Source organism: Helicobacter cynogastricus (assembly GCF_900197855.1).
Taxonomy (GTDB): domain Bacteria; phylum Campylobacterota; class Campylobacteria; order Campylobacterales; family Helicobacteraceae; genus Helicobacter; species Helicobacter cynogastricus.
The window spans coordinates 529839-556287 of the sequence record NZ_FZMQ01000005.1 but is presented as its reverse complement, the minus strand read 5'-3'; the positions used below and the strand labels follow the sequence as shown (position 1 = coordinate 556287).

Annotated in this window: 20 protein-coding genes, 2 rRNA genes and 1 pseudogene; 19 read left to right on the top strand and 4 right to left on the bottom strand. The window is 43.5% G+C overall.

The window, feature by feature from the left end; all coding sequences use genetic code 11:
* The 5 genes from C6H00_RS08620 to C6H00_RS04020 all read left to right on the top strand — a co-directional run.
* Positions 1 to 1605, top strand: a 23S ribosomal RNA gene (locus C6H00_RS08620); the annotation flags it as partial.
* Positions 1606 to 1839: 234 nt separating this feature from the next.
* Positions 1840 to 1955, top strand: a 5S ribosomal RNA gene (gene rrf, locus C6H00_RS04035).
* Between the two features lie 327 nt (positions 1956 to 2282).
* On the top strand, positions 2283 to 3131 hold the full coding sequence (locus C6H00_RS04030; RefSeq protein ID WP_233704400.1) for a c-type cytochrome: 849 nt from the start codon (positions 2283 to 2285) through the stop codon (positions 3129 to 3131).
* A gap of 119 nt (positions 3132 to 3250) precedes the next feature.
* Entirely contained in the window at positions 3251 to 3772 is a 522-nt protein-coding gene (locus C6H00_RS04025) for a hypothetical protein (RefSeq protein WP_104749712.1), read from the top strand.
* Between the two features lie 114 nt (positions 3773 to 3886).
* Positions 3887 to 5167 (top strand): adenine-specific methyltransferase EcoRI family protein, encoded by a 1281-nt coding sequence (locus C6H00_RS04020; RefSeq protein ID WP_104749711.1) that lies wholly within the window; start codon positions 3887 to 3889, stop codon positions 5165 to 5167.
* Between the two features lie 110 nt (positions 5168 to 5277).
* On the opposite strand, the gene C6H00_RS04015 is transcribed toward C6H00_RS04020, so the two are convergent.
* On the bottom strand, positions 5278 to 6168 hold the full coding sequence (locus C6H00_RS04015) for a hypothetical protein (RefSeq protein WP_104732808.1): 891 nt from the start codon (positions 6166 to 6168) through the stop codon (positions 5278 to 5280).
* A 2-nt stretch (positions 6169 to 6170) separates the two neighbouring features.
* Positions 6171 to 6767 (bottom strand): hypothetical protein, encoded by a 597-nt coding sequence (locus C6H00_RS04010; RefSeq protein WP_104749710.1) that lies wholly within the window; start codon positions 6765 to 6767, stop codon positions 6171 to 6173.
* Positions 6768 to 6881: 114 nt separating this feature from the next.
* On the opposite strand from C6H00_RS04010, the gene C6H00_RS04005 reads away from it, so the two are divergent.
* The 11 genes from C6H00_RS04005 to C6H00_RS03960 all read left to right on the top strand — a co-directional run bounded on the left by C6H00_RS04005 (position 6882) and on the right by C6H00_RS03960 (position 21280).
* The gene (locus C6H00_RS04005) at positions 6882 to 8039 is read left to right on the top strand and encodes an MFS transporter (RefSeq protein WP_104749709.1); all 1158 of its coding nucleotides are present in this window, start codon (positions 6882 to 6884) and stop codon (positions 8037 to 8039) included.
* A 235-nt stretch (positions 8040 to 8274) separates the two neighbouring features.
* Positions 8275 to 9306: an N-acetylneuraminate synthase family protein gene (locus C6H00_RS04000; RefSeq protein ID WP_104749708.1), complete on the top strand. Its 1032-nt coding sequence runs from the start codon at positions 8275 to 8277 to the stop codon at positions 9304 to 9306.
* Entirely contained in the window at positions 9303 to 10463 is a 1161-nt protein-coding gene (neuC, locus tag C6H00_RS03995; protein ID WP_104749707.1) for a UDP-N-acetylglucosamine 2-epimerase, read from the top strand. The genes C6H00_RS04000 and neuC overlap by 4 nt, the downstream gene beginning before the upstream one ends.
* Positions 10456 to 11112, top strand: coding sequence for an acylneuraminate cytidylyltransferase family protein (locus C6H00_RS03990; protein ID WP_104749706.1), 657 nt, complete (start codon positions 10456 to 10458; stop codon positions 11110 to 11112). Before neuC ends, C6H00_RS03990 begins: the two co-directional genes overlap by 8 nt.
* 26 nt (positions 11113 to 11138) lie before the next feature.
* On the top strand, positions 11139 to 12209 hold the full coding sequence (locus C6H00_RS03985; protein WP_104749705.1) for an alpha-2,3-sialyltransferase: 1071 nt from the start codon (positions 11139 to 11141) through the stop codon (positions 12207 to 12209).
* Between the two features lie 14 nt (positions 12210 to 12223).
* Positions 12224 to 13252, top strand: coding sequence for an alpha-2,3-sialyltransferase (locus C6H00_RS03980; protein WP_104749704.1), 1029 nt, complete (start codon positions 12224 to 12226; stop codon positions 13250 to 13252).
* Positions 13253 to 13340: 88 nt separating this feature from the next.
* On the top strand, positions 13341 to 15140 hold the full coding sequence (gene typA / locus C6H00_RS03975) for a translational GTPase TypA (protein ID WP_104749703.1): 1800 nt from the start codon (positions 13341 to 13343) through the stop codon (positions 15138 to 15140).
* 8 nt (positions 15141 to 15148) lie between these two features.
* Positions 15149 to 17503, top strand: coding sequence for a ribonucleoside-diphosphate reductase subunit alpha (locus C6H00_RS03970; RefSeq protein WP_199769164.1), 2355 nt, complete (start codon positions 15149 to 15151; stop codon positions 17501 to 17503).
* Between the two features lie 113 nt (positions 17504 to 17616).
* Positions 17617 to 17781 carry a hypothetical protein gene (locus C6H00_RS08615; RefSeq protein ID WP_199769163.1) on the top strand — a complete coding sequence of 55 codons (165 nt, stop codon included), beginning with the start codon at positions 17617 to 17619 and terminating at the stop codon, positions 17779 to 17781.
* A 9-nt stretch (positions 17782 to 17790) separates the two neighbouring features.
* Positions 17791 to 19557, top strand: coding sequence for a DUF262 domain-containing protein (locus tag C6H00_RS03965; RefSeq protein ID WP_104749701.1), 1767 nt, complete (start codon positions 17791 to 17793; stop codon positions 19555 to 19557).
* A gap of 4 nt (positions 19558 to 19561) precedes the next feature.
* The gene (locus C6H00_RS03960; RefSeq protein WP_104749700.1) at positions 19562 to 21280 is read left to right on the top strand and encodes a disulfide bond formation protein B; all 1719 of its coding nucleotides are present in this window, start codon (positions 19562 to 19564) and stop codon (positions 21278 to 21280) included.
* On the opposite strand, the gene C6H00_RS03955 is transcribed toward C6H00_RS03960, so the two are convergent.
* Positions 21277 to 21663, bottom strand: coding sequence for a YbgC/FadM family acyl-CoA thioesterase (locus C6H00_RS03955; RefSeq protein WP_104749699.1), 387 nt, complete (start codon positions 21661 to 21663; stop codon positions 21277 to 21279). The two genes, C6H00_RS03960 and C6H00_RS03955, sit on opposite strands and share 4 nt — an antisense overlap.
* Positions 21664 to 21774: 111 nt before the next feature.
* Between C6H00_RS03955 and C6H00_RS03950 the strand changes: the two genes are divergently transcribed.
* The 3 genes and pseudogenes from C6H00_RS03950 to C6H00_RS03940 all read left to right on the top strand — a co-directional run.
* Positions 21775 to 23109, top strand: coding sequence for a sodium-dependent transporter (locus C6H00_RS03950; RefSeq protein ID WP_104749698.1), 1335 nt, complete (start codon positions 21775 to 21777; stop codon positions 23107 to 23109).
* Between the two features lies 1 nt (position 23110).
* Positions 23111 to 24445: a sodium-dependent transporter gene (locus tag C6H00_RS03945; RefSeq protein ID WP_104749697.1), complete on the top strand. Its 1335-nt coding sequence runs from the start codon at positions 23111 to 23113 to the stop codon at positions 24443 to 24445.
* A 184-nt stretch (positions 24446 to 24629) separates the two neighbouring features.
* Positions 24630 to 25511: pseudogene (locus C6H00_RS03940) on the top strand (phospholipase A); the annotation flags it as partial.
* Here C6H00_RS03940 and C6H00_RS03935 read toward each other — a convergent pair.
* A complete protein-coding gene (locus C6H00_RS03935; protein WP_104749695.1) occupies positions 25501 to 26445 on the bottom strand; it encodes a D-2-hydroxyacid dehydrogenase in 945 nt (314 codons plus the stop codon). The pseudogene C6H00_RS03940 and the gene C6H00_RS03935 sit on opposite strands and share 11 nt — an antisense overlap.
* Positions 26446 to 26449: the final 4 nt, after the last annotated feature.

The window sequence follows — 26449 nt, the reverse complement described above, 5'->3', positions numbered from 1 at the left end:
GGTAGCGATAAGATGCGTGAGAATCGTATCCGCCGTAAATCTAAGGTTTCCTACGCGATGTTCGTCATCGTAGGGTTAGTCGGGTCCTAAGCCAAGTCCGAAAGGGGTAGGCGATGGGAAATAGGTTAATATTCCTATACCAATTGCAATGTGCGATGGGAGGACGCATAAAGTTAGGTGAGCTAGCTGATGGAAGTGCTAGTCGAAGGGTGTAGATTGGGAGAGAGGCAAATCCGCTCCTGTATTTGAAACCTGACAGGCTCTTTAAGGTCTTCGGACTAAGAAGAGAATCACTGATACTATCGTGCCAAGAAAAGTCTCTAAGTTTAGTTGCAATTGTCCGTACCGCAAACCGACACAGGTAGATGAGATGAGTATTCTAAGGCGCGTGGAAGAACTCTCTTTAAGGAACTCTGCAAACTAGCACCGTAAGTTCGCGATAAGGTGTGCCTACGCAAGTAGGTCTCAGCAAAGAGTCCCTCCCGACTGTTTACCAAAAACACAGCACTTTGCCAACTCGTAAGAGGAAGTATAAGGTGTGACGCCTGCCCGGTGCTCGAAGGTTAAGAGGATGGGTTAGCTCGCAAGAGCGAAGCTTTGAATTGAAGCCCGAGTAAACGGCGGCCGTAACTATAACGGTCCTAAGGTAGCGAAATTCCTTGTCGGTTAAATACCGACCTGCATGAATGGCGTAACGAGATGGGAGCTGTCTCAAAGAGAGATCCAGTGAAATTGTAGTGGAGGTGAAAATTCCTCCTACCCGCAGCAAGACGGAAAGACCCCGTGGACCTTTACTACAGCTTAGCACTGCTAATGGGAATGCCATGCGCAGGATAGGTGGGAGGCTTTGAAGCAGACACTTTGGTGTCTGTGGAGCCATCCTTGAGATACCACCCTTGGCGTTTTTGTTAGCTAACTGGCTAGAGTTATCCTCTAGCAGGACAATGCTTGGTGGGTAGTTTGACTGGGGCGGTCGCCTCCTAAAAAGTAACGGAGGCTTACAAAGGTTAGCTCATGGCGGTTGGAAATCGCCAGTTGAGTGTAATGGCACAAGCTAGCTTAACTGCAAGAGAGACAACTCAAGCAGAGACGAAAGTCGGTCATAGTGATCCGGTGGTTCTCGTGTGGGAGAGCCATCGCTCAAAGGATAAAAGGTACCCCGGGGATAACAGGCTGATCTCCCCCAAGAGCTCACATCGACGGGGAGGTTTGGCACCTCGATGTCGGCTCATCGCATCCTGGGGCTGGAGCAGGTCCCAAGGGTATGGCTGTTCGCCATTTAAAGCGGTACGCGAGCTGGGTTCAGAACGTCGTGAGACAGTTCGGTCCCTATCTGCTGTGGGCGTAGGAAAGCTGAGGAGAGCTGTCCCTAGTACGAGAGGACCGGGATGGACATGCCACTGGTGCACCAGTTGTTCTGCCAAGAGCACCGCTGGGTAGCTACGCATGGTTGTGATAAGAGCTGAAAGCATCTAAGCTCGAAGCCAACTCCAAGATAAGCTTTCCCTGAAGCTCGCATGAAGACTACATGTTTGATAGGGTGGGTGTGTAAGTGCAGTAATGCATTTAGCTAACCACTACTAATAGAGCGTTTGGCTTGTTTGGTTGATAAGGTATCACCGCCTTGTTGAGTGTAATCAAAGCTTTGTAGGAACTGGAGCGTAGGTTATTGACAGCTTGAGGACAAATTGCTAGAATGGCATCTGTCTTTCAAGGGGTGTTGCCCTTCTCTCTTAAGAGAAACTCAAGCCTAGTGGGGTCTAGCCTCTCTGAAGGTTTTTAAAACTCTTAGAGTTTGGCTTTTTGAGCTAGCAACACCTAGAAAAGCTTCTTGCTTTTCCCCGTGTCCCTAGTGGAGAGGAAATACCCAGCCCCATCCCGAACCTGGAAGTCAAGCTCTCTAACGCCGATGATACTGCCCTTTGCAAGGGTGGGAAAGTAGGGTGATGCGGGGGAGTTGTTTTTAAAGTGTTTTTTAGTTTTTTATGCTACAATTTCTCAATTTCTCAATTTCTCAATTTCTCAATTTCTCAATTTCTCAACGATTGAAAGTAAGTAAAAAGTCTTTAAGCTCTTTCAAGCCTAATAAAAAGCTATAATAATTTTCTCATTTTCTAAATATCGCTCACAGGCTTAAAGGAGACACCATCAAAAAGTTTATCTTTATAGCTTCAATTCTTGCCCTATATGCAAATCTTGGGGCGTTTGACAAACAAGCTTTACAAACCAAGCAAGCCACAGGAATTAATTTACCACAAAGCGAATGGACTACGCCTAAAGCCTTGCAAGATGATGGTTATATCGATGAAAACATGATGCCAAAGGATTCCAAGTATGCGCAATTAGTCATCTTGGGGAATAAAATTCTGAATGAGACTGCATATTATGTAGGGCCTCAGGCCAAAGATCCAAAAAAGCGTTTTGCAGGAAACAATCTTTCTTGTTCTAGTTGCCACGCTTTAGGTGGAAGTGTGCCTAATCGTGCAGGGTTTGTAGGCATTTATGGGCGTTACCCACAACATAGCCCACGCCCCGATGCTGTCGTTACGCTTGAAGAACGCATCAATGGTTGTTTTGAAAGAAGCATGGATGGAAGAAAGTTGCCTTTTGATTCTAAAGAGATGAGAGCGATGGTAGCTTACATGCATTGGATTTCCCAAGGTATTCCTGTGGGTGCAAAAACAAAGGGTCAAGGAGTGGAAAAAATCGCATTTTTAAGCCGTCCCGCTGATCCTAAGAAAGGAAAAGTTGTTTACCTGGAAAAATGTGCGGCTTGCCATCAAGAAAATGGTCTAGGAGTCAAAAATAAAGAAAGAAAGGGTGGCTATTATCTCTATCCTCCTCTATGGGGTAAAGATTCTTATAATACTGGTGCAGGCATGTATCGACTCATCAAAGCAGCCTCTTACATCAAAGCAAGTATGCCTTTGGGCAATCCAACACTGACACTAGAAGAAGCTTATGATGTGGCAAGTTATATTAACTCTCAAAAACGCCCTATCAAGAAAAATCGAGAAAAAGATTTTCCTGATAGAAGAATCAAGCCTTTAGATATGGATACTGGATCGTATGATGATTCATTCTCAACAACGCAACACAAATATGGACCCTATGATAAAATGCAAAAATAGTCCAAATGCCAATCTTTAAGTTTTATGTGCGATAATCCTTAAGGCTAAAATTATGGATTTTAGGGGGCTAAAGTTAAGGATGGGGTAAGGGTACATGAATATAAAATGAGGAGGTTTTGATGTTTGTAGATGTTTCAAATGTCCCTTTTCAAGGATTTTGGCACATGCAAATGCATCCGGGCACGGAGAACCAAAATTGGGATGTGCATAAAATCTTAGAAACATATCGTTTCATTGGCTTGTATGGTCAGCCAGAAAATTGGAAGAATAAGAGGGCATCTGCATTCATCAGGAATTTTCTCAGTGCAATGCGAGTTAATGACATTGTGGCGATAAGAAAAGGCAATAAACTCATCGCCTTAACGCAGGTTATCGGTGGGGCGTATGATATTCGCAAGGATCGAAGTTTTTATACCACAGAAAAAGAAAGCCCCTTAGTGGATTGGATCACCTACAGACGGCCTGTTAAGATTTTAGATATGATGCGTGAGGAGATGAAAGCCGGTCTAAAATTTCCAGAATGGCAAGAAACTTTAACTAGATGCACAGAGGGCACACCAAGCACCCAAATCGTTAAGGAGTGGTTTAAAAAGGTGCAAGAAGCCTTAAAGGCTAAAGGTGAAAGGATTGTTTTAGTTTAAAAATCTCCCTTGTTACCCTTTATAAGGGTGGGCAAGATGGGGGCGCATCAAGTCTTAAATTTATAGTTAACCTTGTGCTAAAATGCCTCTTTGCAAACTCTTAAAGGTGGTCTTATGCCCAAACAATACCTCTACATTGTCCAATCCAGCCTAGAACCTAGCAAATGCAAAATGGGTATCACCAATGACCTAAAAAGACGGCTTAAAGAATACAATAACATTACGGGGCAATCCCAAGAGAACACTTATAGCTATCTTTTCACTTGTGAAGTGGCTAATATGCGCCAAATAGAGCAAGACATTAAAAACGCCTTTGCGCATTTAAGAGAAATACAGAGCCGCGAAATTTATTTTTATAACCCTAGCCTTTTTGAGAATTATCTAAGCTACATCAAAGCTCACCCGGGTTTCATCGCCCAAATCAACATCAAACCCCCCAAGCCAAAAAAAGAGCCCAAGCCCTTAGTCACGCCCAGCATGATTGATCGGGGCGTTACTAGAAAGACCCTACTAGACAAAGCCAGAGAAGTTAAAGATGATGAGTTTTATACAAGGTATGAGGATGTGGAAAAAGAGCTATCCTGCTACCCTCTAAAAATATGGCAAGACAAGGTCGTGTTTTGTAACTGCGATGATGCGATCGGAGAGAATAGAGATTATACCGACTCCAGTGCCTTTGCCCTGTATTTCTTAAAGCACTTTTTCAGGCTCAAGCTGAAAAAACTCATCTGCACGCATTATGGCAGTAAGCGGGATTTATTCCATGCGGGCAAAAAGGGCTATATTTTTACCAAAGAGGGGGCGAGTGAGATCAAGCACACCCCGCCAAATTATAATGGCGGCTTTGAAGAGACGGAGTCCTTAAGAATTTTGAATGAAGAAGCCGACATTGTCTGCACCAACCCGCCCTTTTCGCGCGCCATAAAATATTGGCAAATCCTCATTCAAAGCAAAAAGAAATTCATCATCCTCTCCAATATCACAAATTGCGTCAATACCGCCTTTATCCCTTACTTTGCCAAAAAGAAGGCATGGGCGGGCTTTCATAGTGTGGATTGGTTTTTAACTCCTAAGCGCCAAGTAGTGCGTGCTGCTGCGCATTTTTTCACCAATTTTCCTATCAAAAATAGAGCTAATATTGCACGGCTAAGACTTATGCTCCTAGAGCAAATCCCAGATAGCTATAAAAGATTTGATGATGGCGGGGTGTTGCTTGTGGATAATAACTATATCCCTAGCGATTATGATGCGCCTTTTGCCGTGTCTGCACGCCAAATTTTAAATGGTGTGCTGGAGTGTGGGTTTAAAATTGTCAAACTATCAAAATATGTCCCTTATATTGAGGGCAAGGAAAAATTTGCAAGGGTTTTGATCTGCAGGACTAAAGCAAAGTGAGACTAAAATGCAGGGGTATGGGGGTGGAGGTGAGAGATAATTCTTAGACTTGACTTTATATGTCCTTATGCCACTCTATTTTTTGGATACTTCACAGCAACAGGTTGGGTTTAGCGCTTTTTTGCATTAAAAGCGGCAACGACCCGCTGTTCTTGTCCCCCTATTCTTGTAGTGTAATAAGCCTCAAAGATGATGTGATGGAGCTCATCTAAATCAGATACTTCGCAAATTATGAGTTTTCCACCTTTAAGTATTGGAGACTTATATTGCTTGGCATATACGAAATAATCATCCCGCTTACTTAGATTTCTATCATCTTTGAATATTTCCAAGTGCCCCTTTTGAAGCAAAAATTCTATTCTAACGAGTTTTGCTTTTGGCATAGCAGATGTAATTTCATTCGGATCTAAGTTTAAACGCAAATACGAGTAATTAGAGTCCCTGATGTCTTTGAGCCCTTGTTTAATTTCTCGAACCTTATCTTCAAAAAAGTAGGGCAACACACGCTCCACATCCTCAATTTGTCTAAAATAAAGCTTCCCTGTTGCCTGATTCCAATAAACATCTGTGCGATTTTGGATTAGAATAATTGGCTTGTCGTCAATATGTGCCATGCCATTGGTATTGAAAAAAGAGATGGAATTTTTCTTAATAATAGAACCCTGCTTGATCGTTTGAAAATATAATTTGAGGTTATTTTCTTCTTTTACGCGGACAAATAACACCTTAGATTCGTTCCTCTTATTTTCTTTATTTTTTTCTAAAATATCCTTGCTAACAGCATTGATACTAGATGTTTCGCCAGATATCACAAGCCTGTAATCTTTGAGAGCCTCAAGAGGGGCTTGCATAGAAAACACCTCTCCTTTTTGTAGATTTCTCCCATGCCCTTTGATATAATCCACCTCTTGGCGATTCTCATATGCCTTAAAATTCCATATTCCCTTCAAAGACTGATCGCTCACACAATAGATTTTCCCCCGTATCTGAACATAGAGCATGCTTATTCCTTTTCCTTATCTAAAAAAACGAAATCATTGAGTCTAATGAGCTTTGGATATTGCTTTTCTATTTTGAGCTTTCTTTTTGAGATCAAAAACACCTTATATTTTGCGTACATGTGGGAATCACTGGTGATTTGGCTAGGATCGATAGCAACCTCGTAAAAATGGTACCCAAAAAACAAAAGGTAGGGATTAAAATAGGAAAACTTCCCTTTGAGAATTAAAAGATAAATGATGATAAACACCACCGCAAACATGAACCAATTTTCAAGACTGACCGCAATTACAAAATAGGCAATATAAACAGGAATATATTTAGGCTCGGCCACTTCTACCATCTCCACAGCGCGCATTTCATCGGAGGGTGCAATATGCTTTTCAACAAAACATATGTATAGGCGAGACAACAAAGCACAGACTAACCCCCCTAGCAAAACAAAAGCGAGTTCTAAGAGCGTAAAAGTCGCATTGTGCAAGCAAAAAATGATTCCTGCAGGCGTGAGTGCCATAAGCACATAGACAAAGTAAAATAAGGGTAAAAATACCCTCACGCTCATACCCTCAACCATGCAAAATACACTGAGACATTCTAACATGTGGAGATTAAAGCGCGCACAAAAACCCTAGAAAAACTAACAGAGAATTGAAGTGCTCAAAGCAGAGACTAGAAAAAGCATGGGGTTATACAAAAACGCGCTAAAATCCCTCCCATGTTCAATCAAAATATCCTTTTTTTATTCTTAGGACAAGGTTTTAGTGGAGCGGTGGTGTCGCTTTTGACCTTTAGTAGTGCGCTCGCGGGGCAGTGGCTTTTAGGGCACACCACTCTAGCCACTCTGCCCATTTCGGCTACCCTTTGTGGGGCGTTTGTGGCAGTGTTGTTTGCCGCTTCAATCTTTCAAAGATGGGGGAGAAAAAGAGCCTTTGTAGGCGCGTCTTTACTCGGCGTGATGGGTGGTAGCTTAGCTATTATAGCCTTGTTTGCCAAAAGCTTTCTGCTCTTTTGTTTAGCGACCTTCTTGCTGGGTTTTTTTAGTGCACTCAATCAGTTTTACCGCTTTTTGGCAATAGAAGCCATTAACTTTAGCTATCAAAACACCCAAAATAGGGCTACCGCTCTCGTGGTGAGCGGGGGGATCATAGGAGGTATTTTAGGACCTAATTTAGGCAACATGGGGGTTAATCTCTTTAGCGTGCCCTTTGTGGGCTCTTTTGTTTTTGCGGGCTTACTCTGCGCGCTTAATATGGCATTTAGCTTTTTTCTAAAATTAAAACCCTTTAGTGCCAAAGAAAGTCCCAAAGTGTCCATGAAGACCCTCCTCAAAGAACCTCATTTTCTCTTAGCTACCTGTGCGTGTGCGCTAGGCTTTGGCTTAATGACTTTGGTGATGAACGTTACCCCGCTAGCCATGCGTGCTTCTCATTTTAGCCATACTCAAACTAAAAGCGTGTTAGTCGCGCATTTTATTGCCATGTATGCGCCTAGTTTGTTTTTAGCTTTTGTTAGCAAAAGCTTAAGCCCTACATACTTAATCGTGTTGGGCATATTGTGCTATGTGGGAGCTAGCGTCATTGCTCTCTGTAGTGCAAACTTGTTAGCCTTTTGGGCATGCTTGATGTTAGCAGGAGTAGGTTGGGCACTCAGTTTTAATGGAGGCACTTTTATGCTCAATGCCACTAAATCCGATCACAAACTGCGCCTACAAGGGCTAAATAGCATGTTTGTCTTTGGGGTAAATTTGTGCGCTAGCTCGTCTGTGGGTTTGATTCTTGTCTATGGGAGTTGGGCGGTGTTGCAGGGAGTGATGTTGGGGGTGATTGGGGTTTTTGGAATGCTCTTTGTGCTAAAGTGTTATCCTCTCTTGTAGCGATGACACTGCGCTTTTTAAGTGTGGGAAAGTGTAGGGAGTATGGAGAGTTTTGAGTGTTGGTTGGTATAATCGTGAGGCTTGGTATTTAACACCTAAGTAGCAATTAGTATGGGGGCTACACATTTTTCACCAACTCCTCATTCCAAACAAACCCAATACTGCCAACAAAGAAATAGCTTACCTGTTAGGTAAATCTGGTTAAAATACACCATATTTTTCAAAGGTCTCCTTGATGACATTTAATTTAGGCACGCGCCAAATTGGCTTAGACCACCCGCCCTTAGTGGTGGCTGAAGTGGGGATCAACCATAATGGGAGTTTAGAGATCGCCAAGCTCATGGCCGATGCAGCTAAGGCAGCGGGCATTGAGGTGTTAAAACACCAAACCCACATCATCGAGGATGAGATGAGCCCACTAGCCCAAAAAGTCATCCCGGGCAATAGCTCTTCCTCTATCTATGAGATCATGAAAAAATGCGCCTTAAGCCCCAAAGAGGAGCGGGAATTTAAAGAATATGTGGAAAAACAGGGGATGATTTATCTTTCCACCCCCTTTAGTCGTGCAGCGGCGAATTTTTTAGAGGACATCGGGGTGGTGGGCTTTAAGATCGGCTCAGGCGAGATGAACAACACCCCTCTTTTAGCCCACATTGCCACCTTTAAAAAGCCTATGATCATCTCTACCGGGATGCACAGCCTAGAGTCGGTCAAAGAGCATGTCAGCTTTTTGCTAGATAAAGTCCCCCTAGCCTTGATGCACACCACTAATCTTTACCCCACCGCCCCCCACTTAGTGCGCTTGGGTGCGATGCTAGATTTAGCCCAAGCATTCCCCGGTGTACCTGTAGGGCTAAGTGATCACACTTTAAACAACAACGCCTGTAAGGGGGCGATCGCTTTAGGGGCAAGCTTAGTCGAGCGGCATTTTACAGATTCTAAAGAGCGTGAGGGACCCGATATTATTTGCTCTATGGACCCACAAGAGGCGCAGGATTTAGTGCAAAGTGCCCATGAGCTCTTTTTAATGCGTGGAGGCTCTAAAACCCACTTAAAAGAGGAACAGGTTACTAGAGATTTTGCCTTTGCTACGATGGTCGCCACTGCTGACATTGCCCCCGGGCAGGCAATTAGCAAAGAAAACTCTTGGGTGAAACGCCCGGGCACACGGGGGATTTTGGCTAAGGATTATGAAAAGACTTTGGGACGGGTGGCTAGGGTGTTTATCCCCAAAGATAGCCACATTTGCGCTGACATGCTGGTATGAAAAGACATTTAGTTTTTGTCACCAATAGTCGGGCAGACTATGGCAAATTAAAACCCTTGATCCAAGCCATAAACTCGCTAGAAAAGGGCACATTAGATCACCCTATGGCGGGCAAGATCAGTTATGCGATCTTTGTGTGTGGCATGCACCTTTTGGAGAAATACGGCAGCACTTACATTGAAATTTTTAAAGACGGCTTTGAACATGTCTTTTTAGCTAAAGCCACTTCCCAAGAGATGGATTTAGCCCTAGCAGACACCATTACCCAATTCCACCACTTTATTGCCCTGCAACGCCCCGATCTCATTGTCTTTCATGGCGACCGCTTAGAAACTTTGGCGTGTGCGATTGTGGGGAGTTTTAACTCCATTTTGAGCGCGCACATTGAGGGCGGGGAGCTTAGCGGAACTTTAGATGAGAGTATCCGCCACAGCGTGTCTAAATTAGCGCATTTGCACTTTGTGTGCGAGGAGCGCGCGCGCCAAATTTTATTGCAAATGGGTGAGCGGGCTGAAAATATCTTTGTGATCGGCTCTAGCGATATTGATGTGATGTTAGGAGATTTGCCTAGTTTTTCTCAAGTGCAAGCGCGCTATTCTCAAATCCAAGTCTTTAAGGGAGAGTATGCGATCCTCATTTACCACCCGGTGGTTAGCGAGATTATAGACCTCCCCCACACCATTTACGAGATTTTGGAGGGGTGCAAATTGGCCACACAAAAAGGGCAAAATTTTGTATGCATTTACCCTAACAACGATCTAGGCTCTGAAGCCATTTTAAACGCCCTAGCAACCCTTAAAAATGACCCCCATTTTGTGTGCTTCCCGAGCATGAAGTTTGAGTATTTTTTAACCCTACTCAAAAACGCCCAGTTTATCATCGGCAACTCAAGTGCGGGCATTCGAGAGGCGGGGGTGTATGGCGTGCCCTGCTTAAATCTTGGTAGCCGCCAGCACAAGCGCAGCATGGCAAGCCACATCACACAAGTTAAAGAGGAGCGCCACGCCATTTTAGAGGCGATTTTAGAAGTAAAAAACAAGCCCCGCCACCAGCCTACCTATCATTTTGGTACGGGCCAAAGTGTGGCGCATTTTCTAAATGCCTTGAGCCCTGCACTTTTTGACACCCCCACCCAAAAGTATTTTGCCCATGACTAAAGTTTTAGCCTACATCCCGGCAAGAAGTGGCTCTCAGGGCGTGAAACATAAAAATATCAAAGATTTTAAAGGGTTGCCCCTCATGGCGCACACCATTTTAGCCGCCAAGAAAGCTAGGATTTTTAGCCAGATTCTAGTCAGCACAGATAGCCCAGAATATGCCAAAATTGCTAAAAGTTATGGCGCAAGCGCGCCTTTTTTACGCTCCAAAGAGACTTCAGGCCACACCGCCCCCACCATTAGCGGGCTTTTAGAAGCTTTGCAAAATTACAAGGATTTAAAAGTGCATTTTGATCATGTGGTGGTGCTCCAGCCCACCTCTCCTCTAAGAGATGCTAAGGACATCAAGGGGGCTTATAGGCTCTTTAAGCAAGAGGGTTATTTGCCCTTAGCCAGCGTGCACTTGGTTACAGAGCACCCCCTATTTATGCGCACCCTGCACAACCACCGCCTCAAACCCCTTTTAAATGCGCCTAGCTCTGTGCGCCGTCAGGATTTGCCCGCCTACTATAAAATCAATGGAGCGATCTACATCCACCAAGTAGAAACCCTAACGCCCAACACCAGTTTAAACGATGCGCTTATAGGTTATGAGATCGCCCTAGATCACGCCCTAGATATTGACTCTTTAAAGGATTTTGATGTGTAATCCCACCCCCCCCCCCCCCGCAGGCCATGAAACCCTTAATCATCGCCGGTAATGGCCCGAGCATTAAAAACCTCGATTATAGTTTATTCCCTCCGGATTTTGATGTCTTTAGGTGCAACCAGTTTTATTTTGAGGATAAGTATTATCTAGGCAAAGAAGTTAAGGGGGTGTTTTTTAATTCATGGATTTTTGATGTACAGATGCGCACAGCTAGCCAACTAGTCGCACGCGATGAATATAAAATCAATACTATTTATTGCACTACAGATACAGAGTATAGTCCTTTCAATCCCTTTTATCACAAAGATGAGGAGTTGCCTAGTAATCTTGGCGATCGCTACCGTTCTTTACGTCTTCTACATGCACGCTCTTTTTTGGACAAACACTTCACCAATATCACCCATACCTATGAGCTCCTAGTCACTCTAAAACCCTTTTTAGACCTGTACACAAAGGCGCGTAATTTTCAGGGTCAACAATTTACGGGTGGAATTATGATGCTTATTAGTGCGATTGCTTTAGGTTATCAAGAAATTTATTTAGCAGGGATTGATTTTTATGCTACAGGATTGGGGCATTTTTATCCAGATAGCAGTCGGTTTTTTATTCTGGATCATGCACCCATGCACACCAAAGAGCTAGACATGCAGGCTATAGAGCTAGCCCAACAATACGCCCAGCTTTACGCCCTCATCCCTAACAGCGCGCTTTCTGCAATCTTGCCCTTAAGTCCGCATAAAAACGCTCTTTCTCAAGAAGGAATGCAAGCTCTGCACTTAGGACATGAAAAACCCCCTGGATATACCCAAGATATCTTAACAGCCTCTCCAAAAACCTCTCCAAAAACCTCTATGCCAATCGGGCGCAAAATTCTTTTAAAACGGGTTTTGAGTGGTGCAGGTTTAGATCCCTCCAATATGATTGTTTCTTTCTTGTTGGATTTATGTCGTTTCTTGCGTGGTCTTGTGCGATTTTTTACCAACAAAAAAGGCCTTAAATTACTTTGGAAATACAGAAAAGGAGTTCCTCCGGATGCGCCTGATATTGGGGGGGGGGGGGGTAATTGGTGGTTTCACTGGCACAAGGATCGGTTTTAAACAAGGAGAATTGCATGTCATTTAAACCCCTCATTGTTGCGGGTAATGGCCCAAGCATTAAAAACCTCGATTATAGTTTATTCCCTCCGGATTTTGATGTCTTTAGGTGCAACCAGTTTTATTTTGAGGACAAGTACTATCTAGGCAAAGAGGTTAAGGGGGTGTTTTTTAACTCTCAAGTCTTTGATGCACAGATGAGAACGGCTAGAGAGTTGAGTTTGCGCCAAGAATATTATTTTGAAGACCTTTTTTGCTCGACTATTGCCCCCTTTACATATTTTGGTAGCAATATCTACACGCATACTCAAGATTATCTAGATCGACATTACCCGGGGGCGCGCAACACTTACGATTTATTGCAAAGTCTAGAGCCTTTTTATAAACTCCACACGATTAGGCGCAATTTTTATCAACAACACTTCACTAGTGGCGTGATGATGATCATTGTGGCGATCGCTCTAGGTTACAAAGAAATCTATTGTGCTGGGTTGGATTTTTACCTAGAGGGTTTGGGACACTTTTACCATGCCAAAAGTCCGCATTTTACCCTCTCTCCTGATTCCCAGCACACAAAAGACCTCGATATAAAGGGGATTGAATTAGCCCAACAATACGCTCAACTTTACGCCCTCATCCCTAACAGCGCGCTTTCTGCAATCCTGCCCTTAAGTCCGCATAAAAATGCCCTTGTTCAGGAAAAAATGCAAGCCCTAAAATTAGGGGAGTTCAAGCCGGAGGGTTATATCGATGACATCCGCATCGATTCGCCCATCATTGATCTAATTCCCGTTGATCGCCCCGTGCACACAAGCTTGATCCTAAAAGTTGTTTGGGATGTGGGTATCACTCCGGACAATATCTTTTATCAGAGTTTGCGCATGGCTTATCATTGTGTTATCGATCTATATCGTATTGTAAGAGGCTCATGCAAACTTACTTTTAAAGCCTTTCGTGTTTTAAAAGCATGGATAAAACGCCACGGGTCGATAGGGGGGGGGGGGGGGGTGATATGCCCATTTACAACATCTTCTCTAACTCTTTGAATTGCTTACCTCTTTTAGAATATAGGATTTTTTAATACGCAAATCGTTATACTGAGCCCTCAAAAAAATCATCAATCAAGAGGCTTGAATGCAACACATTAGGAACATCGCCGTCATTGCGCATGTCGATCATGGCAAAACCACCTTAGTCGATGGTTTGCTCACCCAATCGGGCACTTTTGGTGAACGGGATAAGGTTGATGAGCGTATGATGGATAGCAACGATTTGGAGAGAGAGCGAGGCATTACTATTTTGTCCAAAAATACGGCCATCCATTATAAAGACACCCAAATTAATATCATTGACACCCCCGGACACGCCGATTTTGGAGGCGAAGTAGAACGGGTGTTAAAAATGGTCGATGGCGTGTTGCTCTTAGTAGATGCCCAAGAAGGGGTGATGCCTCAAACTAAATTTGTGGTCAAAAAGGCCTTAAGTTTTGGAATTTGTCCTATTGTGGTTGTCAATAAGATCGACAAGCCCGCAGCTGATCCTGATCGGGTGGTCAATGAGGTTTTTGATCTCTTTGTAGCGATGGAGGCAAGCGATGCCCAGCTAGATTTTCCAGTTGTCTATGCAGCTGCACGGGATGGCTATGCGATTCAAGATCTAAGTGATGAGCGCAAAAACTTAGAACCTTTGTTTGAAACCATTCTCTCCCATGTGCCTGCTCCTAGTGGAGATGCTAGTAACGCACTACAAATGCAGATTTTTACTTTGGATTATGATAATTATGTCGGCAAAATTGGGATTGCGAGGGTGTTTAATGGGCAAATTAAAAAGGGAGACATGGTCGCCTTGTATAAAAGTGATGGGAGCAAGGAGACAGGCAGGATCACAAAACTAATTGGATTTTTAGGGTTAGCGCGTATGGAAATCGAACAAGCGCAAGCGGGTGATATTGTCGCTATTGCCGGTTTTAACGCGATGGATGTGGGCGATAGCGTGGTTGATCCCAACAATCCTATGCCCCTAGACCCCATGCACTTAGAAGAGCCCACCATGAGTGTGGTGTTTGCCATCAATGATTCCCCTCTAGCAGGCACAGAGGGCAAGCATGTTACGGCCAACAAGCTCAAAGATCGCCTGCTTAAAGAAATGCAAACCAATATCGCCATGAAATGCGAGGAAATGGGCGAGGGAAAATTTAAAGTGAGTGGGCGCGGAGAGTTGCAAATTACCATTTTGGCTGAGAATTTGCGCCGTGAAGGCTTTGAGTTTAGCATTTCCCGCCCAGAAGTGATTGTAAAGGTGCAAGATGGGGTAAAGTTAGAACCCTTTGAGCATTTGGTGATTGACACCCCTCAAGATTTTAGCGGGGCGATTATCGAGCGATTAGGGCGGCGTAAAGCAGAAATGAAAGCGATGAATCCTATGAATGATGGCTATAGCCGTTTGGAATTTGAGATTCCGGCTAGGGGGCTCATTGGTTATCGTAGCGAATTTTTAACCGACACGAAGGGCGAGGGGGTGATGAATCATTCTTTTTTAGAGTTTCGTCCCTTTAGTGGAAGTGTGGAATCGCGCAAGAACGGCGCGTTGGTGAGCATGGAAAATGGGGAAGCAACTGCGTTTTCTCTATTTAATATTCAAGAAAGGGGCGCGCTGTTTATCGACCCTCAGACTAAAGTTTATGTGGGCATGGTGATTGGTGAGCACAGCCGAGATAATGATTTAGAAGTTAACCCTATTAAATCTAAACATCTGACCAATATGCGCGCAAGCGGAAGCGATGATGCGATCAAGCTCACGCCTCCAAGACGCATGGCTTTGGAAAGAGCTTTAGAGTGGATTGAGGAAGATGAGATTTTGGAGGTTACGCCTTTGAATTTGCGTATCCGCAAGAAATTCTTAGACCCCACGGCACGCCGCAGAGCCAAGAAATGAGAGAGGACATGGAAGTGAGGGTGATCAAACGCAATGGGCGTACCGAGCCTTTAAATGTGGAGAAGATTCAAAAATACATTAGGAGTGCTACAGAAGGGTTAAAGGGGATTAATAAAGATGAATTAGAGTTAGAAGCGCATTTTTTTAAAGATGGCATTAAAACTGAGGATATTCAACAAACGCTCATTAAAACTGCAATCGATCATATTGATGTCCATGCCCCTAACTGGAGTTTTGTTGCAGCACGCTTATTTTTATTCGATCTCTACCACAAGGTGAGTGGCTTTATGGGCTACAAACACCTAGCAGAGTATTTTGAAGTGGGCGAGAGAGAAGGGCGCATTGTGCGTGGCTTTAAAGAAAAATTTGATCTAGATCGACTCAATGCAGCCCTAGAGCCTAAGCGCGATTTGCAATTTAATTACTTGGGTATCAAAACCCTCCATGATCGCTATTTGCTCAAGGATAAGCACGATCATCCTATCGAGTTGCCTCAGCATATGTTTATGGCCATAGCGATGTTTTTAGCTCAAAATGAGAGCGATCCTAATGAAAAAGCTCTAGCCTTTTACGGGGTGTTAAGCCGCTTTGAGCTGATGTGTGCTACACCTACTCTAGCTAATGCGCGCACGCCTAACCATCAGCTGAGTTCTTGTTATGTGGGCTCAACCCCAGACAATATTGAAGGGATTTTTGATAGCTACAAGGATATGGCTCTGCTCTCCAAATACGGCGGGGGGATTGGTTGGGATTTTTCTCAAGTGCGCTGTTTGGGGAGCTATATTGATGGGCATAAAGAGGCAAGCGCGGGGGCAATCCCCTTTTTAAAAATTGTTAATGATGTCGCGATTGCAGTTGATCAGCTAGGCACACGCAAGGGGGCGATTGCAGTTTATTTGGAGATTTGGCATAAAGATGTGCTAGAGTTTATTGACTTGCGTAAAAATAGCGGAGATGAGCGTCGCCGTGCCCATGATCTCTTCCCGGCATTGTGGATTTGTGATCTGTTTATGCAAAGGGTAGAAGAAGATGGAGTTTGGACTCTCTTTGATCCTTATGTTTGTTCTGACTTGACAGAATGCTATGGTGATGTTTTTACTCAAAAATATTTGGCGTATGAGAATGATGAAGGCATTGTCAAACAGCAAATTGAAGCCCGCACCCTGTGGAAAAGAATCCTTACAAACTACTTTGAAAGCGGATTGCCTTTCTTAGGTTTTAAAGACAACGCTAATGGTGCTCATCTAAATGGCCATACCGGACTTATCCGCTCCTCTAATCTTTGCACCGAAATTTACCAAATGACGGGCAGTAGCCATTATAAAGTGGCGGTAGAGTTTGTAGATGGAAGTTTGGAATACTATGAGGAAAAAGACCTTATCACAACGGATGCGCTCATCACCAAAAAAGCTAATAAACTTACCAGCAACGATAGCCTAAAGGGCAAGCGCATTTTCATGACCACAAAAATTGCTCAAGGTGGGCAGGTAGCGGTGTGTAACTTGGCAAGTTTAAATCTTAGCAAGGTGCGAAGCGATGCGGACATTGCGCGGGTTGTGCCTATTGCTGTGCGCATGCTAGATAATATTATTGATCTGAATTTTTATCCCATTGATAAGGCAAAGCGGACGAATTTGCAAAGTCGCGCCGTGGGGCTTGGGGTGATGGGCGAAGCGCAGGCTTTGGCTCAAGCCAAAATAGAGTGGGGGAGTGTGGAGCACGCGCGCCACATTGACGCGTTAGTGGAAAAAATCAGTTACAGAGCTATTTTAGAGAGTTGCAAGCTAGCCCAAGAGCGTGGGAGTTATGCTCATTTTGAAAATTCCGAGTGGAGTCGAGGAATCTTTCCTATGGATAAAGCCAAGCCACAGACTTGGGAACTCAGTCCTCATAAACCTACCTGCGATTGGGAGGGTTTAAAAGCGCAGGTCAAACAACATGGTTTGAGAAATGGCTATTTGATGGCTATTGCCCCCACAAGTTCGATTTCTATTTTGGTGGGCACGACTCAAACGATTGAGCCCATTTATCAAAAAAAATGGTTTGAGGAAAATTTAAGCGGGATGATCCCAGTTGTGGTGCCTGAACTTAGTTTAGAGACTTGGCATTATTACACTTCTGCTTACGACATCGATCCTAAAGCCATCATCCGCCTAGCAGCTGTGCGCCAAAAGTGGATCGATCAAGGGCAAAGCCTCAATCTTTTTTTACGCCCCGATCAGGCAAGTGGCAAGCTTTTGCATGAAATCTATCACTTGGCATGGAAGTTGGGTTTAAAGTCTACTTATTATCTGCGCACGGCTAGCCCAAGTTTAGAAACAGGCGCGCTCGATCGATCCTTTGAATGTTATCATTGCCAATAAAATAGATTAGAGAATAAAGGGGCGCACCCCCCTTAAGCCATAAGTCCTAATTTTTGATCTGTTTGTGTTATACTCAAAGCCTCGCTGATTTTTAGCAGTTAAGGAGTGTAGCGGTGGAGTTTTTGGGCTTTATGGCGATGCTTGTGGTGGTGTGTTTGCTCTTTTTCAAGCCCACCTATGAAAAATTAGCCTTTGGAATTTTCGTGGTAGCGTGGCTGGTGGAGCTGGTAATGTTTGTTGCCCATACCTCTAATTTCTTTCCCAATATAAATTTGTAAGGAGTTCTCATGGAAGTTAAGGCTGGAAATTTCTCATCTTTATCAGGAAGTGGTCAGGTTATTATTCCTTTTTTCCAACGCCCTTATGTGTGGAAAGAAGCGCAATGGAAGCAGTTTTTTGAAGATTTACATAGCAGTTACAAACTCAATAGAGCGCATTTTCTAGGTTCTGTCATTTTGCAAGATACCCCTTCCACATCGGGAGGCTATTCTCAAGACACTCTAGTGATTGATGGACAACAAAGACTCACCACTTTCTCTATTTTAATCAAGGCTCTGTATGACACCCTAGAGGATGAGCAACAGCAAGACTATAAGCAATGCTTATTTCAAAAACCCGTTCAAAAAAAGATGCCCAAAATCCAGCATTCTAAATGCGATGCCCCCCACTTTACTAGAATTTTACAAGCAAATACAAGTACAGACTTAGGAGATGCTCCCAGGGATAATCGATTGCTACAAGCCTATATTCATTTTTCTCAAACGCTTAAAGATAAACAATTATTGGAGCATTCTCAAGAGTTTTTGGACTACCTAACAGAGAGCGATCTGTGGGTTGTTATTCGCCTAGATACCTATGAGGATGCGCAACAAATTTTTGACTCCATCAATACAGCGGGTTTGCGTCTCAGTGCAACAGATATCATCAAAAATGCTCTTTTTGATCGCACAAAGTCTCTAAGAGATGATTATGAAACCCTTTATACAAAGTATTGGGAATCGGTTTTTGAGAAAGATGATACACAACGCAAATTTTGGGAGCAAGAAACGGGTAAAGGAAGTCTAAAGAGAATCCAAAGCGAAGTGTTTTTACACGCTTTTGCTATCATCAAGGGCTTTTTTGATGTAGAAAAAGATACCCTAGAAAAACTGAGTATGGTTTATAAAAAACACATTAAAGGTTTAGATAAAGAGTGTTTAGAGGATTTACTCCAAGAGCTCCATCGCTATGCCCTTCTTTATAAAGACCTTCCTCACGATCATACACAAGAATTTGGCTTTGATGATTTTACACTTAAACTATTCAACACGATGAGGGTAACAAAAATCTACTCAGCTATCCCTTTAATTCTTTATATTCAAGCACTTGGGGATACCAAAGTGATTCAAGAGGGTTTTTGTTGGCTCGAAATGCTGATTCTGACCTATTGGCTTTGCAAGGAATCTTACAAAAACTTTGGATTCTTTTTTGGGAAACTCACGCGCGATCTTTGCAAACAGAAAAATCAAAATTCTGAGGCACTTTTACAATTCCTCAAAGAATCTCTTCTAAAACACAAACCTGAAAAAGCCAAGATTGAGCAGTATTTAAAATCCTCTGAGGGAGTGCTACTTTCTAATGATCGAGCAGCCCTAGTGCTCTTTAGTCTTGAGCTCTACAGGAGGAGGCAACATGAGGGCAATTCCTCTAAATTAGCTTATGACTATAGCTTGGAGCATTTGATGCCTGTCAAATGGGAAGCCCATTGGTCTAATGTGGTAGGTACAGAGGGAAATGATTTAGAGAAAAAGAGCAGGGCGGAGAGACTGATTTATCAAATTGGCAACATGGTTTTGCTTGAAAAGACTTTAAATACAGCCATAGGCAACCATGGGTGGCACACTAAACTCTATGGCGATGGTAGCAAAAAGAAAAACTTATCTAACTATGATCGTCTCTCTACCACGAAAGAAATTTTAAATGTATCACAATGGGATGCCTCAAATATTGAGGTTAGGACTCAACGCCTCAGTCAAGAGTTTCTTGAAATGATCGATCAACTTTCTTTGAAGTGAGAATATGGAGCAGACTCGAAAATTTTACTTCCTCTTTTCTTTGGCTGTCATTGGGATTGTCTCTTTACCTGTGGGGATTGCTAATCTAGTTTTGGGCTTTATTTATGGGGATTCGCCCTGTATTCAGTGTTGGGCAGAGCGTCAAAGCATGATGTATGTGGGCTTGGCCGGGCTGTTTATCTTGCGCTATGGACTCAAGCCCAAATACTTAGCGATTTTGCTCCTAATCGTAGCGGGAGGCTTGTATCAAAGCTTTTATCACTATGGCAACCATGCCCTAGAGGATGTCGGGCAGGGTTTTGCGCTCTCTGTTTTGGGGCTACACACACAATTTTGGGCGCATGTAGTTTTTTGGTTTGTGGTGTTAGTCTTGGGAGGTTTGTTACTCTTTGCACCCAGTTTTCAGGTGCTAGCTCAAGAAGGGGGGGTTTATGCGCATGGAAATCGGCGCACTTATCGTGATTTGAGCAAGGCAAATAACTGGGCTTTTCTCATTGTGGGTGTGATCGCCATCACAAACATGGTGCAAGCTTTTATTTCTACGGGTCCCTTTCCCTATCTAGGGCAGGGCGATCCTATCCGTTTTTCTTGGAACTTCAAAGAAAATGTTTGGAGCGCGCAAAACTGGAAATATATGGGCTTTCCTAGAGCATGGGGAAAAAGAGTTGTGGATACCCCTATCTTAGCTGATGACAAGCATGCATGGGATCCTGATTATCACAACGCCCCTCTGCAAGTGCACAAAGAACTCCCCTTGCGATCACAAAAAACTAATTCTTTGACTCTCAATGCTCCCATTAGCGATCTTTTATTTTTAAGCGCGCCCATTGCCCCTATTCAAACCCCCGCCAACCCCTTAGCCATGCTCACTACAAGTGAGGGGTGTGCTCCCATTCAACAAAGCAATGCCCCCTATTTTTCCCCCGACACTTTTGCTGGAGACAACGTGCTATTGAAAAATACCTTTTTGATCGGCACACAAAAAGAGGGTTTTTATGTGGTAGATAAAGACTTAAAAACAATTTTGGCGCATTTTGTGCTGGATAAATACTATTCTGCTACCATAGAGAATTTTGTAGGCGTGAATATGATGGGCAATGTGATTAGAGTAATGGGGCAAAATAAGAGTAGTGCAGATGTGCGCTACAACCCCAAGGCGGGAAATAATTTTGCGCAATTCTTACAAGGAGCACATCAATTTGAGGAATTGGGGCGTAATCGTTTACGCACAAGTCGGGCTTCCACTTCCTATGTATTGAGCGCGCGTAGCGATGGCACTTACACTTACATGCTCAGTGTGCCCAATGCGCGCTATAAAGATTTGATTTTAATTAGCATGCTAGATCAAGATTTGGGTTTGGATTCTGAGCGTATGGTGCAAGCCACTAAAAATACCCCTCTAAAACCCCAACGCCATTTAGGTGAGTTTTATATCACTGGGCTAGCCCTCTATCAGGGCAAGTTATTAGCCTTGAGCAAGGCTTTTAATACCTTGCTGGTGATTGACCCAACCAGCGCACAGATACTAGATGCCTATGGTTTGCCTAGCCAAATTAGTAATCCTAGCGCGTTAGCTTTGATCGATGACGCGCTTGTAGTGGTAGGCTATGAAAAAGGGCAAAATGTCTTCTATAATCTCGATCTCACCACCTTTTCTCCTAACATGACTCCCATCACAAATCAGAGCAAAAAGCCCCCAGAGTTGCATTCTCAGGGGTGCTAAATCAAGCTTTTTAATAGGGTTACAAAAGGTGGGCTAATGGGTATGGGAGCGTGGGTGATTTGAGAGATAAAGCCCAATTTGATTTGCATGCAAAAGAGGCGCGCGCTTTGAGGCGCAACTCTAAGCACCTCTTGTTCTAAGATCACGCTGACTTTTTTGAGCTCTTTGAGTTTGGTCAAGACCTCTAAGGTGTCGCCCAGCTTGCCCGGAGCTAAAAACTGCGCTTGTAAAGACTGCACCACAAAAAAACCCTGTTGATCATGGGGGCTAAGATCGTTGGCAAAAAAGACCTCACTTCTAGCCCGCTCGCAGTATTTTAAATAATTGGCGTGGTAGATTATCCCCCCGCAATCCGTATCTTCATAATAAACTTTATAGCGCATGTCCATCCAAATGGCATAAAAGGAAGGATTATATACAAATAAAGTAAAGTAAATATTAATTATGCTAGAATGCGACTTTTTTTATTTCATTCCAACAGAAAGGAGCCTTAAGTGAACAACTTCTCCAAGTTAGGCTTTATTCTAGCCGCTTTAGGGAGTTCCATAGGATTGGGACATATTTGGCGTTTCCCCTACATGGCTGGTACAAGCGGTGGGGGTGGCTTTGTCATTTTATTCTTGATTCTCTCGCTCACCATAGGGCTCACGATGTTAGTTGCTGAAATGGTGATAGGTCAAAGCACGCAAAAAGATGTCGCCTGTGCCTTTGTGGAGTTAGATCCCAACCCTGAACGCAAAACTTGGCGTTATGCCGGGTTAATGCTCTTTACTGGACCTATCATCTTGACCTTCTATGGGATTGTGCTAGGCTGGGTATTTTACTATCTAGCGGTGGTGAGTTTCAATTTACCTACAGACATCAAAACCTCTGAACAGGTTTTGACAAATCTTTTAAGCCATTCCATTGGCACGCAAGTCGCTGGGCTGGCTGTAACGCTCTTACTCACCGCCTGGGTGGTTTCTAGGGGTGTGAAGGATGGCATCGAAAAACTCAATTTCGTTCTAATGCCTTTGCTATTTATCATTTTTATTGGCCTACTTATCTATGCTTCCATGCAAGATTCTTTTAAAAAAGCTTTAGATTTCATGTTTGGGATTCGCTTGGCTGAGTTTAATCAAAAAGCCTTTGTGAGCGCGCTAGGGCAGGTCTTTTTTGCCTTGAGTTTGGGTATAGGAATCAACATCGCCTACGCTTCTTCTACACATCGCAAACAGGATTTGCTCAAAAGCGCAATTTGGATTGTCTTGCCTGGCATTGCCATTTCTTTGATGGCCGGTTTGATGATCTTTACTTTTGTCTTTGAATATGGGGCTAATCCTTCAGAAGGTGCGGGGCTTATTTTTGTCTCCTTGCCTGTGGTATTTTCTAAAATGGGAATGATGGGAAGTGTGGTTTCTATCTTATTTTTATGCGCCTTGGCCTTTGCAGGCATCACTTCCACAATCGCTCTTTTAGAGCCCCCCGTGCAGTATTTGGTAGATAAAAATTATTCTCGTTTCAAGGCAACATGGGCAATTACTGGGGCAGTCTTTGTCGTGGGCGTGGCGTTGATCTTTTCCTTGCATGCTAAATATGGTGCGCATTTAACTTTCTTCCACAAAAGTCTTTTTGAACTCACCGATTTTTTTTCTACCTCCCTCTTAATGCCCTTTTGGGGGTTAGTGTCTGTGATCTTTGTGGGTTGGGTGGTGAGTAAGACGAAACTCTATGCAATAAGTTCACACTTTTTAAGCCGATGGATGTTTTCAGTGTGGGTGTTTTTGCTTAAATTCATCGCGCCGATTGTGATTTTAGTGATTTGGGCCGTAAAGATTTTGCAGGGCTAGTATGGGCTTTTCTAGATTAGGCTTCATCTTAGCGACTTTGGGGAGTTCTATTGGGCTAGGGCACATTTGGCGTTTTCCCTACATGGCCGGGAGCAATGGGGGCGGGGCTTTTGTGCTACTTTATTTAGGACTTACTCTCACTTTGGGAGTGGCTATGCTCCTAGTGGACATGGTGATTGGCAATTTGGGGCGCAAAGATGTGGTTTCTTGTTACCAACACCTTGACACTAAACACAGAAAAATTTGGTCTTGGAGTGCGATTTTATTGGTGGGTGGGCCTATCATCATGTCCTTTTACACCGTGGTGCTGGGCTGGATTCTCTATTATTTACTCAAAGTGAGTTTTCATTTACCCACTTCCTTGCAAGAAGCCAAGCAGACCTTTAGTATATTGAGCTCTAGCGATTTACTTTGGCAGGTGATTGGGTTTAGCCTTTGGCTATGGCTCACCGTGTGGATTGTCTCTAGGGGGATCAAAGAGGGGATTGAGCGTTTGAGTTTGTGGCTAATGCCCTTGTTATTTTTGGTTTTCATTGGTTTGCTCTTTTATGCCATGACTCTGCCTAGTTTTTCTAAGGCACTTGTCTACATGTTTAACTTTGATGTTGGCAAGATTAATTTTGAGGTAATTTTAGAGGCTTTGGGGCAGATGTTTTTTTCTTTGAGTTTGGGGGTGGGAACGATCACCACTTATGCGGCCTTCACGCGCTCTGATGAAAATCTTTTGGGTAGCTCGCTGTGGGTTGTCTTGCCCGGTATTGGAATTTCTTTAGTGGCAGGATTGATGATCTTCACCTTTATTTTCAATTTTAATGGCGAACCTTCTCAGGGTGTAGGACTGGTTTTTATCTCTCTGCCTTTAATTTTTCATAGCATGGGCACAACGGGCTCTTTCATCGCCTTTTTATTCTTTTTAGCCCTGATTTTTGCAGGAATCACTTCCACGGTGTCCTTGATCGAACCTGCGATCCTCTATTTAATGCACCGCTTGAAGTGGAGTCGTTTCAAAGCGTCTTATTTAGTGGGCTTAGGAATTTTTCTTTTGGGCTTGCTGGTGATTCTCTCTAATCACAAGGATTATGCTAAGAGCCTAACTTTTTTTCACAAGAGTGTCTTTGATTGGGCGGATTTCATCACTTCGGCGGTGTGGATGCCTTTGGGTGGGCTATTCTCTTTGATTTTCTTGGGGTGGTTTATGCAGAAAAAACGCATTTATAAGGCTAGCGCGCGCTTTTTGAGCCGCCCTGCTTTTTTGGTGTGGTTTTTTAGTGTGCGTTTTATTGCCCCTGTGGTAGTGGCTTCAATCTTGTGTCTGCAGTTTTTCAAAAGTGCGTAAATTCGTTTTAGCTTTTGGTTGCTGTCTTCTATGTTTGGAGGGCGAAGAATTTGGAGGACGACTCAGTAAGTCCCAACTCAAGAACACGGGCTATATCAGCGCACCTCGTGATGATTTTTACAAGCCGGATTTTTATAGCCTCAAGAATAGTTGGGAAATCGCCCCCAACAAGCCCAAAAAATCTCATCCCTTTCTTGATTTTGCTCAAAAATATTTAGAACTTATGGAGTATAGAGGAACTTATTTTCTTCCCTATTACCACAGCTTTACTCCCATTTACCAGTGGTATCATCCTGATATTAACCGCTATCAGAATACGGAATTTAAATTTCAAATTAGCTTTAAGGTGCCAGTCTTTAGGAATTTTCTTTTTACCAAAGGCACACTCTATTTAGCCTACACCCAAACAAACTGGTTTCAAACTTACAATAACCCCCAAAGCGCGCCCATGCGTATGGTCAATTACATGCCAGAACTTTTTTATGTTTACCCTCTCAATCTTCGCATTTGGCATGGCAAATTGGGAACTTTAAGCGAGTTTTGGATCGGAGGACAACATATTTCTAATGGAATTGGTGGTAGACAATGCTACCAACAATATAAAGATGGCAACGCCTTAGGAGCATTTCCCGGGGGTCCGGTGCGTGTGGTGAAATATAGCAATGGTCAAACAGAGATTGAGGGAGGTTGTCGCTCTGTGAGTGCGGGGGTGCGCCCGGTTTTTCGTCTAGGATGGCAAAAGGGGGGGCTAAAGGTTCGAATTTCCTACTGGCCCTATATTCCCTATAATCAGTCTAATCCAAACCTGATCGACTATATGGGTTATGGGAATGCCTTTGTAGAATATAGGCGTGGGCGACACCATTTTGAAATGCGCCTTTATGACATTTTCACCCCTTACTGGAAATTCAAACGCTGGCATGGCGCGGTACGCTTGGGTTACACCTTCCGTGTTAATCCCTTTGTGGGCATTTATGCCCAATACTTTAATGGCTATGGAGATGGGATTTATGAATACAATGTGTTTTCTAATCGCTTTGGAATAGGGATTAGACTTAGCCCTTAGTTGCCAGATAGGATTTGACATTTTCAATCGTGCCTGCTACAAGTTTTTTGATAGTGTTGCCATAACCCCAAGCGATATGGGGAGTGAGTAAAAGTTTGGGCTGTATCGTGGGGTCTAAAAAGGGGTGATCAGCGCGCATAGGTTCTTTTTCAAACACATCTGCGCCGTAGTAAAAATTCTGTATTTTTAGTGCCTTAGCCACTGCTTCTTCATTGACAATTCCCCCGCGTCCCACATTGATCAAAATTGCTTTTTCTTTTAAGAGAGGTAAATTAGAGGCGTTGATAAGATTGCGGGTTTGATCATTGAGCGGGGCATGGATGGTGATCACATCGCTAGTTTTTAGCAAAACTTCTAAAGATTTTTGAGGGTAGGTGTCATTGTGGTTACGCCCACTCGTGGAAGTGTAGCTTACTCGCGCTCCAAAACTTAATGCACTCTTAGCCACACTTTTTCCAATATTGCCCAGACCGATAATTCCCCACTCCTTATCTTCCAAAGCCAATAAATCCTTATTAAAATGAGTAAAAATCTTGCTCTTGCAATACTCCCCACTCTTGCAATAACGATCGTAATAGGCCATATTTGACAAAAGGGCAAAGACTAAGGCAAAGGTATGCATGGTTACGCTGTGGGTGGAATACCCTTCTACATTTTTGATCGCAATACCTAATTCTTGAGCACAAGCATGGTCAATAACATCTGTCCCTGTAGCAGTAACACAGATGAGCCTAAGTTTAGGCAGACTTTTAAGTGTGGGTGCGTCCATTACAATTTTGTTAAGAATGACAATTTGGGCATCTTTGCACCGCTCTAACACTAACTCTTTGGGTGTGTTTGGATAAGAGGTTAAGTCAACAAATTCCTCTAATGGGGCGAGTTTGTTAGTTCGCCCTAAGGAATCTGCTTCTAGCATTACCGCTTTAACTTTCATTGTT